The sequence below is a fragment of the Streptomyces sp. NPDC102283 genome (assembly GCF_044766265.1).
GTDB lineage: Bacteria > Actinomycetota > Actinomycetes > Streptomycetales > Streptomycetaceae > Streptomyces.
Map to the genome: position 1 here is coordinate 197639 of NZ_JBIWLQ010000010.1, position 13302 is coordinate 210940.

Annotated in this window: 12 protein-coding genes; all 12 read right to left on the minus strand. The window is 73.9% G+C overall.

Annotated features, from left to right (window positions below):
* Positions 1–312: 312 nt before the first annotated feature.
* The 12 genes from ACIRJT_RS21345 to ACIRJT_RS21400 all read right to left on the minus strand — a co-directional run bounded on the left by ACIRJT_RS21345 (position 313) and on the right by ACIRJT_RS21400 (position 12611).
* Positions 313–888: a phage tail protein I gene (locus ACIRJT_RS21345; protein WP_403911376.1), complete on the minus strand. Its 576-nt coding sequence runs from the start codon at positions 886–888 to the stop codon at positions 313–315.
* Entirely contained in the window at positions 885–2846 is a 1962-nt protein-coding gene (locus ACIRJT_RS21350; protein WP_403911378.1) for a putative baseplate assembly protein, read from the minus strand. The genes ACIRJT_RS21345 and ACIRJT_RS21350 overlap by 4 nt, the downstream gene beginning before the upstream one ends.
* Positions 2846–3295 carry a GPW/gp25 family protein gene (locus ACIRJT_RS21355; RefSeq protein WP_403911379.1) on the minus strand — a complete coding sequence of 150 codons (450 nt, stop codon included), beginning with the start codon at positions 3293–3295 and terminating at the stop codon, positions 2846–2848. The genes ACIRJT_RS21350 and ACIRJT_RS21355 overlap by 1 nt, the downstream gene beginning before the upstream one ends.
* Complete coding sequence (locus ACIRJT_RS21360) at positions 3292–3609, minus strand: PAAR domain-containing protein (protein WP_403911381.1); 318 nt, start codon at positions 3607–3609, stop codon at positions 3292–3294. Before ACIRJT_RS21360 ends, ACIRJT_RS21355 begins: the two co-directional genes overlap by 4 nt.
* A 79-nt stretch (positions 3610–3688) precedes the next feature.
* Entirely contained in the window at positions 3689–5470 is a 1782-nt protein-coding gene (locus ACIRJT_RS21365) for a VgrG-related protein (RefSeq protein ID WP_403911382.1), read from the minus strand.
* Positions 5467–6189 carry a LysM peptidoglycan-binding domain-containing protein gene (locus ACIRJT_RS21370; RefSeq protein ID WP_361326005.1) on the minus strand — a complete coding sequence of 241 codons (723 nt, stop codon included), beginning with the start codon at positions 6187–6189 and terminating at the stop codon, positions 5467–5469. The genes ACIRJT_RS21365 and ACIRJT_RS21370 overlap by 4 nt, the downstream gene beginning before the upstream one ends.
* A 58-nt stretch (positions 6190–6247) precedes the next feature.
* Positions 6248–6673, minus strand: a complete 426-nt coding sequence (locus tag ACIRJT_RS21375) for a phage tail protein (RefSeq protein ID WP_007457195.1) — start codon at positions 6671–6673, stop codon at positions 6248–6250.
* Between the two features lie 66 nt (positions 6674–6739).
* The gene (locus tag ACIRJT_RS21380) at positions 6740–9919 is read right to left on the minus strand and encodes a hypothetical protein (protein ID WP_403911384.1); all 3180 of its coding nucleotides are present in this window, start codon (positions 9917–9919) and stop codon (positions 6740–6742) included.
* A gap of 4 nt (positions 9920–9923) precedes the next feature.
* Positions 9924–10082 carry a DUF6760 family protein gene (locus ACIRJT_RS21385; RefSeq protein WP_003966147.1) on the minus strand — a complete coding sequence of 53 codons (159 nt, stop codon included), beginning with the start codon at positions 10080–10082 and terminating at the stop codon, positions 9924–9926.
* On the minus strand, positions 10079–10579 hold the full coding sequence (locus tag ACIRJT_RS21390; RefSeq protein WP_403911386.1) for a hypothetical protein: 501 nt from the start codon (positions 10577–10579) through the stop codon (positions 10079–10081). Before ACIRJT_RS21390 ends, ACIRJT_RS21385 begins: the two co-directional genes overlap by 4 nt.
* Positions 10576–11016 (minus strand): phage tail protein, encoded by a 441-nt coding sequence (locus tag ACIRJT_RS21395; protein ID WP_073802749.1) that lies wholly within the window; start codon positions 11014–11016, stop codon positions 10576–10578. The genes ACIRJT_RS21390 and ACIRJT_RS21395 overlap by 4 nt, the downstream gene beginning before the upstream one ends.
* Before the next feature lie 62 nt (positions 11017–11078).
* Positions 11079–12611, minus strand: a complete 1533-nt coding sequence (locus ACIRJT_RS21400) for a phage tail sheath family protein (protein ID WP_403911388.1) — start codon at positions 12609–12611, stop codon at positions 11079–11081.
* Between the last annotated feature and the right edge of the window lie 691 nt (positions 12612–13302).

A 13302-nucleotide genomic window follows, 5' to 3' on the forward strand; every position in this document is an offset into this window, starting at 1 on the left:
ACGGGGGCGGGGGAGGGCGCGGGGGGACCCGGGTCCGGTGCGGGCGGCGCCGGCGGCGTCGTCCTCGGCGGCCCAACCGGTTCCGGGGCCGTGTCCGGGGGCGTGTCCGGTGCCGACGAGGGCCTGGCCTCCGCCACCGGTGTTGCTGCTTCCGGCTCCGGCTCCGGCTCCCGGTCCGGCTCCGGTTCCGGCGTCGCCGGTCGCGTCGGCCGTGTGGGCTGGGAGGACCAGCCCAGGTATCCGCCGCAGTTGCCGCAGAAGTCGTCACTCTCGCCGTTGGCCGTACCGCACGCCGGGCACGAACGCATCACGTCAGCTTCCTGTCTGTTCGGGCTCTCCGGGCGGGCCCGGCAGGACCTCCACCCGGCAGGTGAGGTGGACGGGGCACGAGGCGGTGGCGACGTCCAGGACGCGGCGGGCGTCCACCGCGACGCCCTCGCGCACCGGCCAGACCCGGACGAGCAGTTCGCCGGTCGGCGGCGGCGGGAGAGCCGCGCCCGGCTCGGCCGACCAGGTGGCGCCCCCGCCGTCCCGGACGTCCGCGTGCACACCGCAGCAGAGCCGCAGCCGCTCGACGAGACCCCGCCGCGTGCCGCGCCACCGGTGCAGCTCCACGGCGCGGGCGACGACCGCCCGGCGCAGCTCGACCGGCCACGCCGGATCGGCCTCGACGCCCACCCAGGACGCCAGCCAGGGCAGGAAGTCGGCCGGGGCCAGCGACGGGTCGAAGTAGGCGGGCAGGTTGTCCAGGGTGGACAGCACCGGGGCCAGCACCGTGTCCAGGCCCGCCGTGAACCGCTGGGCCAGGTCGTCGTCCGCGTACAGGGCGGGCAGCAGTCCGCCGATCGGGTACCGGCTGGGCAGTCCGGGTATCGCGGCCCGCGTCACGCGCTCCCACCGGCCCCGTTCGCGGTGACCACCACCTGGTGCTGGTGCGAGAAGACCAACGCCCCCGGCGCCACGTCGACCCGGTCCACCGCCGCCCCGCGCCGCCCGGTGATCGGGTCCGCCGGGAACAGCCGGACGTCCTCCACCAGACCTGCGCCCTCCACACTCTGGAGCACGGCGAAGACCTCCCCGTACTGCACGGGCCTGCCGAACGGCCACCCCCGGCCGTCCGCCCCGCCCCGCAACGGATCGATGTGCCGGAACAGCGCCTCCAGCGCCTCCGCCCGGACCCGGTCCACATCGCCGGGCGCGGCCACCAGCCGGGCGACGACGGTGACGCCCTGGTAGGCGGGCGGTTCCACGACCAGCCGGGTGCCGACCAGCCGCCGCTCGTCGAGCCGCTCGGTGACCGCCGCGAGCACCGGGTCCGACGGGATCAGCTGCTCGAACCGCAGCCGGCCGTCCTCGTCGGCGGTCGCGTCGGGCACCACCAGCACCCGTACCGCACCGGCCTCGCCCGCCACCGCCGGCAGGCACCGCACCCGGCGCAGCGACGGCGCGGCCTCCCGGGCGATGACCTCGTAGTCCTCGGCCGTCACCGCCCGCTCCTGCACCCGCAGGATGTTGGGCGCGCGCACCTTCGCGTTCTCCACGGTCTCCCCGTCGACGCCGCCGGTCGCCGCCTCACGGTTGTTCACGCCCGCGACGTACGGCACCGAGCTGCGCAGCACGGAGATCGCGCCCCGGGCGACGTTGCCCGCCGCGCCGCCACCGGTCCGGTAGCGCGGAACGCGCAGCTGGGCGCCCTTCTCCGGCACCGCGCCGTACGTGCGCATCGTGCCGTCCGGCTCCCGCACCTCCGGAGGGAACGCGAACTCCCCGGCGACGGCGTCGATCCGGACATGCCGGTCACCGGGGCCGGACGCGCCGAAGTGCTCGACCGGGGTCCACACCTGCCAGCCCTCGTCCGTCGACACCTGGACGACCGGTGGCTCCCCGTCCAGCAGCAGCGGCGCCCGGCTCACCGAGAACCGCTGCCCCGCGACGCCCTCGGACAGCCCGAGGGGCACGTCGAGGACGGTCTCCGCGTGCTCGGCCGCCGCCGTGCCGCCGACCGTGAACACCTCGGCCTCCCGGATCGTCGGCGACTCCGAGTAGAACGGCTGGCCCGGCTCCGGGGCGGTGACCCGGCAGCGCAGCCACCCCGCCCGGGTCCCCGCCACGACGGAGGCGGTGTGCCCGGACGGGACGAACACGACGACCTCGCCGGGCCTGTTCAGCCCGCCGGTGCTGTCGGTGCCGGTCACGCAGGTCACCCAGCGGGCCCCGTCCCACGCCTCCCACACCAGCGGCGGCTGACGCGGGTCGACGCCCACGCCCTCCACCCGGCTGTCGAGGCGGACGGCGACGATGCACCGGGGCACGGCGGTCGGCAGCCCGAACAGCAGGGCGTCACCGGGCTCCGGCCGGGCCTGGAAGCACGGGATGTCCTTGCCCGCCCCGAGCGGTCCCGTCCGGTCCGTCTGCTCGCCCGACACCGGGGCGGTGACCAGCCGGACCAGCGAACTCGGCACGATCGGCAGGTCGCCGGAGGTGGAGAACACCACCGGCTCCTCGGCCTCCCCGCGCGCGGTCGCCACCTCCGTACCGGCCAGGAGGTGCACGGTCTCCGGCTGCGGCGCGGACAGCCAGAAGTCGATCTCGGCCCGTGCCACGGCCGGCGGGAACAGGGTCACGCCCAGCAGGTCGAGGAAGGCCGCGTAGTTCTTGTCCGGCACCCGGTTGAGCCGGTACAGCAACTGGTCGACCAGGTAGGCGAACGTCTCGATCAGCGTGACCCCGGGGTCCGACACGTTGTGGTCGGTCCACTCGGGGGAGCGCTGCTGGACGTACCGCTTGGCCTCGTCGACGAGCTGCTGGAAGCGCCGGTCGTCCAGGTTGGGCGAAGGCAGGGCCATCAGCGCACTCCCGCTTCCCGGGCGGCACCGGACGAGCCCTCGGAGGAGCCCTCCGACGACGGGATCGTGTAGAAGGGAAAGACGAGGTTGCGCAGGTCGTTGGTGGCCCGCACGGTGTAGTGCACGTCGATGTAGAGCGTGCCCTCCTCGACGGCGTCGAACGCGATCACCACGTCCGTCACCTCGATGCGCGGCTCCCACCGCTCCAGCGAGGTGCGGACCTCCTGCGCGATCCGCCCGGCCGTAGCCCCGTCGCCGGGCGCGAAGACGTAGTCGTGGATGCCGCAGCCGAACTCCGGGCGCATCGGCCGCTCGCCCGGCGCGGTGCCGAGGATCAGCCCGATCGCCTCCTCGATCTCCCGGTCCCGCTCGACCAGCGCGATCCCGCCCGTCGGCCCGACCCGCAGCGGGAAGCCCCAGCCGCGCCCGATGAATCCGCCGCCGCTCACATCGGGCCCCCGATCAGGACGTTCGGCGCCCCGCTGATGATGGGCGCGCCGCAGCTGGTGTTGTCCCGCATCCGGGCGGCGGGCAGCCCGCCGATCAGCACCTGGCCGGTGAGCGCGGCGGCCGGGTTGGGCATGATCACGTTGCCCGGCCCGAGCGCGGCGTGCGGAGGGACGACGCACACGTGGAGGCTCCCGGGGACGGCCGCGGGCCGGCCGCCGATGAGCACGGTGGCCACGGCCACCGCACCCGGGGGCGGGGTGCCGATGAGGCCGCCGTGGGCGGTGCTGTCGCCCGTGCGGGCTGCGGGGGGCATGGCCGGGGTTCTCCTAGCTGTGAAGGGGACTTCGGGGCGATCGGACTTCGTGGCGGACGGGCGGGAGGCGGACGGGCGGTCAGTTGATCCTGATGAGCTTGGCCTTGAGGACCGCGAGCAGTCCGCCGTCGACCGTGACCCCCGTCCTGCCGTTGACGGTCACCGAGCGGCCCGTGATGTTCACGTCGCCCGTGGCTCCCGCGTCGAGCGTGATGCCCGAAGCGGACAGCGTCACCGAGCTGAGTTCCCGGGTGCCGCCGCGGGCCTTCACCGTCAGCGTGATCTCGCCCTTCTTCTCGTCGAGCATCACGTCGAGCCGCTTGTCACCGCTGGCGATGCGCACCCCTGAGGGGCCGCGCGGGGCATCGAGCAGCTCCAGCCGGTTGCCCGAACGGGACACCAGGGAACGGCGGTTGACCTTCCCGCTCGTCGGGTCGACCAGCGGGACGTCGTGCGGCGAGGGCTTGTCCACCCCGTTGTAGAGACCGCCGAGCACGTACGGACTGTCCAGCAGCCCCTGCTCGAACCCGACCAGCACCTCGTCGTTGACCTCGGGGCTGAACACCCCGCCGCCGCCCTGGCCGCCCCACTGCACCGTACGGACCCAGTCGGTGACGTACGTGTCGTCGAGCCACGGGAACTTCAGCCGCACCCAGCCGCGTTGGCCCCGGCCCTCCTCGCGGATGTCGGTGACCACGCCGATCGCCAGGCCCGGCATGCGCGGGCCGCGCGAGGGGGCGTTCCCGCCGGAGGCCAGCCCCGAGAGCGACCGGTCCGGCGAGGCGCTGACGATCACCGTCGTGCGGTAGCCGGTGTCCGGTTCGAGGACGTGGTGCGCGGCGGTCGCGGTGTAGCGGCCGGAGAACGCGGGTCCCACGTTGCCGAGGGCCACCGGCATGCCCGCCCGCAGCTGCGGGTTCCCGTACGCGACCGCCTCGATCTCGCCGAAGCCGGCGCTGACCGACGCGGCGAGCGCACCGGCCACGGCACGGGTCTCCGCCTGGGTGCGGTACGGGGTGTCGGCGATCGTGGTCCGGGAGCCCGAGCCGAACATCTTGGCCGCCGTCGACGGGCTCATCCCCGGGGCGACGGTGTCGCTGCGGACGGACTGCTGCCGGGCCACCAGCCGGGTCTTGGTGTCGACGTTCCAGCCGCGCACCTCGACGTTGTCCGCCCCGTCCGCCCCGGTCAGCACCGCGCGCAGGGCCAGCAGGTTGTTCCCGTACTCCAGGACCATCGGGTCTCTCGCGGCGGAGGTCGAGGGCGAGGGGGCCGAGGAGGCGGGGTCCGGCTTGGTGAACTGCAGCCGGCCCTTGTCGTCCACCCGCACCGTGGCCCCGCTCTCGGCCGCGAGGTGCTGGAGGAACTCCCAGTCCGACACGTTCGGCTGGGTCACCTGCTTGTACGTGACCGGCGCGGCCTCGATCCGCCCGCAGGCCAGACCCGCGCCGGCGGCGACCTTGCGGACGATGTCCGCCGTCTTCATGTTCCGGTACGCCATGACCTTCCGGCCGCGCTGGAGCCGGTGCGCCTTGGAGAACGCCCGCACGACGGTGAACGATCCGGTGGTGTCGGTGTCCAGCTCGACCGCCGTGACCTCCCCGGTGAACAGCCGCTCGGGCGCCCGGTCCCGCGCGGTGACGACCGAGATCTTCAGCGGGGTGCCCATGCCGATGCCGGTCGCGGTGAGGAAGGTGTGGTTGGGGTCCCGGTACATCAGCACGGCGGTGTCCGGCAGACCCACGTTCTCGTCGACCACACAGCTCACCAGCTGGGTGGCCCAGGCGGCGGGCAGCGCGGCGGGCGCCTCGACGACCGGGTCGGCGGCGAAGGAACGGCCGGGGGCTTCCTTGCCGCTCATCGGCTCTCCTCCGTCAGGTGGTCCGCCCGGCCGGGCACCAGGAGCTCCCGGCCGGGGGTCAACTGCATCGGGTCGTCGATGTCGTTGGCGTGCGCGATGGTCCGCCACGCGGTGGCGTCGCCGTACTCCCGCCAGGCCAGCAGCGGCAGGCTGTCCCCGGCCACGACCCGGTGCGTGCGCCGTGCCTCCTTCGAACCCGAGGTGGGGTTCTGGCCGGCCGGGCCGATGCTCGCCTCCTCGATCGACAGGGAGCAGGTGGCGCGCAGCGGCTTCCCGTCGACGTCGAACAGGGTGTAGGAGACCGAGAGGTTGGAGAGCACCCCGTCGAACGAGGTCGTCTTGGACGTCCCCCAGTCGAAGCGCACCCAGGGGCTGGCGGGCGTCTTGCGGGCCAGGCTCTTGGGGGTGGGGACACACGCGGTCATCAACTGCTCCACCGCCTTCTCCACGGAGTTGTCGTGCGTGGCGGTGGCGTCCAGGAAGACCTCCAGCGACAGGGCCCGCGGCCCGCTGCCGACGAACTCGGGCAGCGCGGACTGCCCGGCCATCCGGGACGGAGTACGCCGCCACTCGGTGGTCTTGCTCAGCGACAGCTTCGACGGGTTGAACTGCAACGTGAGACGGGCGAGCGCCCCGCCGGGCTTGGCGCCGACGGTCGACGGCGGCTCCATGATGGTCAGCTGGGCGCGAGCACGGCTCGCGCGGAGAGCGGGTGACATTGCGTTCCTCCTTCCTTCGTCCGGTTCCTGTCGGATGCGTTGGTGCTGTTGGTGCCGGTCAGGAGGGCTCCAGGCCCTCGTGCGCGATCTCCAGCGTCTCGATCGCCGCCTGGGAGTTGGCCGGGTCGAAGGACGGCCCCTGCCAGCGCACCGGCACGATGCCGTGCACCTGCCAGCTGATGATCCGGCTGAGGTCGGGGCGCAGCGCCACGATCTCGCCGTCCTTGGGCTCGACCCGCTGGATCGTCTCGTTGAGCCAGCGCGCGATCTTGAGGGTGTCGGCGGTCACCGGGCGGGTCAGCGTGATGTTCGTCCAGGTGATCCGCCCCGGCAGCTGCCAGGTAAAACCGTTGTTGCCGCCCTCGGCGTACGTCTCCATCTCCACCTCGGCGCCCAGGCCGGAGCAGGTGTGGAACGCGCCCAGGTCGCTGCCGCCGATCGCGAGCTTGAAGAACACACTCGTCGCGAAGATGTTGTCCGTCATGCGTCTCTCGTCTTCTCTGCTGTCTCTCGTACGGGGCGTGCGCGGGTGGGCCGGGGCGGTCGCCCGTCAGCGGCGGCCGTCGTGGAGCCGCCCGGTGCGTTCCCGGCCCCGGCGCAGATCGGCGCGGATGAGCCGGCTCACCGGGTCGAGGAGTCGGCGGGCCAGCTCCTCGATCTCCGTTCCGCTCATCCGGTTCGCCGACGGAGCGTCGGAAGCGTCGGAGCCGGTGGCCGCCTCCGTCGCCCCGGCCGCGGGCTTCGCCGGGGCCGCCCGCACGGGGACCCCGGTGATTCCGGCGCTCGCCGCCGCGCGCTGGACGGCCTGCGCCCTGCTCTCCGGGCGGCCCGCTCCGGCGGTCTGTGCGGGGGCGGTGCGGGGCGGCACCCGTACGGAGAGTGCGGGCGACGCGCCGGGAGCGCCGCCGCCCGCGGGCGCGGGTCCGGTGAGCGGTGGACCGGTGCTGTCCGGCGCCACCGGCATCGGCAGCCGCTGTACGGGTACGGCGGCTTCCCCACGCGCCGCCGCGGGCGGATGCGGTCGGACGACGGGAACGGGGCGCGCGGCGGCGCCGGTCGCGTACGCCGGAGGAACCGGCGCGGCACCCGGCATCGCCGGCCGGGAGGGCAGGGCGTGCGGGAGCGGCACGGCGCGCTGGACGACAGGAGCAGAGGCAGGGGGAGCGACCGGGACGGCGGCCCGGTCCGGGGCCGGGGCGGCGCGCCGTGCGGCAACCTGCTGTGGACTCCGGCGGGGCGTCGGCCCGGAAGCCCGTTGCGGCGAGGGCGTGCCGGGCGGCGTGGGCGAGGGACTGGTGGCCCGCCCGGACCGTCGTACGAGTCGCTGGAGTACGCCACCGGCGGAGGGACCGCGCCCGGCGGGGGTGGACGTGGTCCCCGGCGCGCGACCCGGTGCGCTCCCGCCGTGCCGGTCGGTGGGTTGGGCGCTCCGGTTCGCGGTGCCTCGGGCCGGTTCGGTGGAGGCGTCGCCACCCCGGTGCGCGGGGTGTTCGGTCGCCGAGCGCTGGACCAGGGGCCCCGGTGCCGTACCGGAGGACGTCGGCCGCTGGGGGCCGATGCTCGGCCCGTCGCCGGTCGGCCCGGTGCCGGAGCCCGGTGCCGGAGTGCCGGTGCCCGGCTGCCGTACGTCGCGCCGCCAGGTGGCCGCCACGACCGGGCGCGCGGTGCTGCCGCCCGCCGTCGCCGTCGTCGGAGGCGCCGAAAACCCTTCGGCGGAACCGGTGTTCACCGTCAGGGCGCGGCCGGAGAGGAGAGTCCGCGACCGCTGGATCGTGGGCGACGCTGACGGTGACAGCGTCGTACTGCCGGAGCCCCGGTCCGTACGGTCCCGGGCGATCGGCCGGACGCGTACGGGCTGCGGGGGAGCGGCGGAGGCCGGACCGGTCCGGGCACGGGCGGGGGCCGCCGCACGCTGGACGGCCGGGCCTGCGGACGACGGCCCGGCGGGCGCCGAGGGCGCCGAGGGTACGGCGGGCGGGACGGAAGCCGTCCGCACCGGCATCGCGGAGGGCGTGCCCGGAGGCGCCGGAGCGGGGGCAGGAACAGCGGGCCCGGTGCCCTGGGGCCGACCCGGATCCGGCCGCGCCCCGGCGGACGCGCGGTCACCGAGCAGCGGCGCGTCGCCGCCGAGCCGGGCGGTGGGCGGCAGGGAGGGCAGCGGCGTGCCGATCCCGCCCCGCGCGCGGGCCCGTGCGCTGCCGGAGGCGTCGGCCCGCGGTGCCGGCGGCACCGCGGGGGAGGGCCCCGATGGCGTCGGCGGATCGGACGGTCGGGCGCGCTCGGAGGACTGGGGTGACGGAGACGGCTGGGACCGGGCATCCGGCGTCGGCTGCTGCTGCTGCCGTGCGGGCGCTGACGCAGGCCCAGGTCCAGGCGCGGGCGGCTTCGTCGAGCCGGTCGAGCCGGTCGAGCCGGTCGAACGGGTCGAACGGGTCGAACGGGTCGAACGGGTCGAACGGGTCGTGGGCGTCGTGGCCGGAAGGCCCGGCGCGCTCGGCGGGTCCGCTGCCTGGCGCTGGAGCACCGGCATCTCCGCCGCCGGGTGGGCCGTCGCGGGGGCGGACGGAACGACGCCGGCCGGTCCGCCGGCACCGGCCGGCCTGGCCCCGGCGGGCATCTCGCGCAGCGGCTTGCCCAGGGCGGGACGGACCACGTCGGCGGCGGGCCGGTCGGAGGGACGGCCGGGAGACGGGGTGCCGTCCTGCGGAACCGTACGGTCCGGACCGCTCCGCCGCTCGGGGACGGCCCGCTGGACGGAGGCGGCGGCAGCCGGAGCGGACGGTGCGGCCGATGGCGCGGCACCGGAGGACGTGGAAGAAGCGGAAGGGACGGTGGGCGTGGCGGGCATGAGCCCGGCGATCTGCCGCAGCGGCATCGCCGGACGGCGGGCGACGATCAGCGGCGGGGCGATCCGCTGCGGACGTACGGCGGCGGAGGTGCGCGCACCGGAGGGCACGGACGACCGGGACGGGGCCGCGGAGCCGGACGGGACGGCTGATCCCGACGCACCCGATCCGCCCGACACACTCGATCCGCCGGACGCACTCGATCCGCCCGACGCACCCGGCTTGACCGAAGACGAGCGGTTCGCGGTGGATGTGGCCGGGGCCGGGGCACGCGCCGCGCCCGACCGCTGGACCGGCGGCGATCCAGGGCTCGGCCTCCCCTTTCCCGTACCGCCGTTCGTCCTGCCGTCCCTGCCCGCCGTCCGGTTCGCCGAGGCGGACGGCAGGTCCGTCGCGGGACCGGCGGGTTCGTCGGCGTCCGCAGGCCGGACCGCACGCAGCAGCAGTGGTCCGCCGGGGGAGGCGGACCGTGCGCCGCCCGGGCGGGTGACGCCGTGGATGAGGCCGACCGGGGCGGAGGGCAGGACGGAGTGGCCGAGTTCACCGCCGAGCGCCGGGTTCTGCCAGGAGGCCAGCCGCGAGCGGAACCGCAGCCCGTCGCTCACACCGATCGAGGACCGGGCGACGGTCACCGACGGCGGGGCCACCCGCCGCCAGCCGCCGTCCCAGCCGCCGCCGTCCCCGCCGGAAGCCGCCGAGGAACCGGAGCCGGAGTCGGAGCCGAACCCGGAACCGGCGTCGGGGTCGGAACCGGCTGCGGAAGCAGGGCCGGAGTCCGGGACGGGAGCGGGTACGGCCGACACGTCGGCGTGCCCGCCGCCCTCCCGCGAGGGTGCGCCGGAGCGCTGCCGGTCCGCCCGGCGCAGCCAGTCCCCGAGCCCCACACGATCACCCGCCTTCGTTGACGCGGGTGTTGATCCGCGCTATCTCCCGCACCCACTGCTGACGCTCGCCGTGGGTGAGGTCGAGAATGTCCTCACGCTGCCAATGGAAGTGGTAGGCGACGTACGCGATCTCCTCCCGCAGCCGGGGAAGCGCGTACGTCACGATTCCCCCAGGCGCCCACCCGAGAGGTCCACCTCGAACGACCCGTGGCACAGCGGGCAGGTCACCGCGGCATGCGTGTGGCCCTCGCTGTTGATCCGGCGGTAGAAGTCCTGGAGGAACGCCACGTCGGTCGCGTACATCCGCTCGACGATCCCGGCGTGCACATCCGTGACCGTGCCGAGCTGGGTGATCACCTGGCTCAGCAGCACCACGGACAGATACGCCGGGTTCTCCTTCACCCGCAGGTCGATCTGCGGGCGCAGCTCGTCCCGGGCGGTCGCGAGCCGCATGGTGCCACTGCGGTGCACGTGGCCCTCGTCGTCGACGTACCCGCGCGGCAGCTCGAAGGCGAACTCCGTCTGCAGTGTCTCCCGTTCCCGTTCCCGGGGGCGGGCGGGCGCGGGCGCGGAGGCCTCCTCGCGTGCGGCGGGCGCCGCGGCGAGATTGTCCAGGACCTCTTCGAGGCCGCTGCCCGGCGTAACGGTCCGGCGCCTCATTCGACCACGATCTCCTCGAAGGTGATGGTCACCGTCTCGGTCGCCGCGCTGGACTCGCCGGCCTTGAGGGAGGGGCCCTCCCACTTGGAGGCCCAGCCCTGCATCAGCTGGATGCGGCGGACGGTCTCACCGGTCGAGTCCTTGATCTCGATCGTGAGGTTCTGTCGCGCGGTGTCGACGGCCCCGTTGTTGAGGGTCTCCTTGATCCAGGTGGTGAACTCGCTGCTCTGGTCGAGCCCGCGGGTGATCGTCACCTCGCCCGCCTGCCGGGCGCCCGGCTGCTTGCGGATGATCTGCTTGCCCTCGGCGGTCACCTGACGGACCTCGACGACTTCTTCCTCGACGGTCATGCCGCTGATCTCCTGGATGGACTCCACGAGATAGCCGCCGAGCTGTACGCCGAAGACGTGGGTGGAAAGAGCGTCGCCCTCTGCCATGACTTTGTGTCACCTGTTCTTGTCGGAAGGGAGGTTAAGGGGTGCGCCGAGGACCGCGAGGGTCACTCGTCGACGAGGCTGGTGCTGTCGGAGAACTGCGAGAGGCGGAAGATCACGAACTCCGCGGGCTTCACCGGGGCCACCCCGATCTCGCAGACGACCTGACCGAGGTCGATCGACTCCTGCGGGTTGTTGCTCCGGTCGCACCGGACGTAGAACGCCTCCTCGGCCGTGCGGCCGAACAGCGCGCCCCGGCGCCACTCCTCGGTGAGGAAGGCGGTGACGTTGCGCCGGATGCTCGACCAGAGGCGGTCGTCGTTCGGCTCGAACACCACCCACTGCGTGCCCAGGAGGATCGACTCCTCCAGGTAGTTGAAGAGGCGGCGCACGTTGAGGTAGCGCCAGGCCGGGTCGGACGAGAGGGTGCGCGCGCCCCAGATGCGGATGCCGCGGCCCGGGAAGGCGCGTACGCAGTTCACGCCGATCGGGTTGAGGAGGTCCTGCTCGCCCTTGCTGAGGCGGATCTCCAGGTCGACCGCGCCGCGGATGACCTCGTTGGCGGGGGCTTTGTGGACACCGCGCTCATTGTCGCTGCGCGCCCAGACACCGGCCACGTGACCGCTCGGCGGGACCAGGGAGTTGCGGCCGCTCGCCGGGTCGAAGACCTTGACCCACGGGTAGTAGAGGGCCGCGTAGCGCGAGTCGTAACCGGCGTCCTCGTTGCGCCAGGTGCGCACCCGCTGGGCGTTCATGCCCGGCGGGGTGTCGAGGACGGCGACCCGGTCGCCCATCTGCTCGCAGTGCGAGATGACCGCCAACTGCACGGTCTTGACGCCCTCGGCGTCGATGTCGCCGCGCTGGAAGGCGCTCATCAGGTCCGGGACGGCGACCATCGTGATCTCGTCGATCGCTTCGAGGCCGGAGAACCCGGTACGCGCGGAGGCGTCACCCACGTACTCCGAGGCGTCGAGCCGTGCCACACCGGAGCCCGGGGCGCCCGCGGCGGCGGGGGCGAGAGCGACGGTCTGCTTCTCGGGGCGGCTCTGGGCCGTGCCGGGCTGCTCGGTGACCTGGACGAACCTGGAGTCGCGGGCCTGGGTGACCAGATAGCCCTTGACGTTCTTGCGGGTGGAGACGTCATAGGTCTCCACGGCCTTGCCGGCCTGGCGCACCAGCAGCCGGAAGCGGTCCTCCGGGGGGTTCTCGCCCTCGGCGTCGGTGATCTCCACGGAGAGGTCGGCGCCCGTGCCGGGCCTGGCGGAGACGAGGAACCCGCCGAGCGCGACGGGAGCGGGGGCCTGGGCGACCGCGCCCTGGGCCGTGCCCTCCGCGGGGCCGCCGATGCGCACGATGTAGGCCGCGCCGCCGCCGTTGGCGAAGAAGCCGTATACGGCGTGCGCCAGATAGGTGTCGGCGGTGAACGCGCCGAACGTCTGCACGTACTGGTCCCAGTTGGTCACCAGCGTCGGCTGATGGAAGGGGCCCGTCCCTGCGAAGCCGACGAAGGCTGCGACCGCGGTGCCGACACCCTCGATGGGCCGTGCTCCGGACTGCACCTCCTCCACGTAAACACCGGGGGTGAGGTACGACGGCATGCTCGCTCCTTCTGGATGGTCACTCGATCACTGGCCAGTCTCGACCGTCCGGCCGGGCGGGGAGTAGGCCCCAGAGTCCTGGACACAGGGCAATGAGGCTGCCTTTCCGGGCCCTCGTACGCCGGGTAACGCTGCCCTTGGCGGGCCGGCCCGAACGGTCGCCGTATTCGCGGAGCGGGCACGCATTCCCCGCGCGACATGAAGAGAACGGGAACAGCGTGTTACGGAACGGCCCGATGCCGCCGGCCCTGACGGGGGATTGGTGGAAAGGGAGGGCGCCGCGCCAGGGACCTGATGTGTTTGGTATCTCTTTTTTCCCGGTAAACCCCGGAAGGTCGACCGCCGTCCGGGGCCACCGGGGAAACGCTCCGAGGTGACGCGATTCGGCCAGAATGCGCCGAGAAGGTATGCGGATTCGGCCCGGTACGGAAGGAGGAAGCGGGCGCGGGGAAGTTCCGAACGGGCAGGCACCGATCGTCGGCAGACCGTCAGGACCGTTTCTGAACAGGCACGTTCGTGCCCGCGGCCACCGGATGCGGATATTGTTCCGGTGCTGCCGCCGCCGCGGACGACCGAACTGGTCGAGACCTCTGGTGTATCCGGGAGGGCGAATCCGCCACGGCCCGGCACGCCGGGTTTCCTCTCGACCGGGTTTCTGCTGTTGTCTCGTCGACAGGCGAAGCAGAACGCT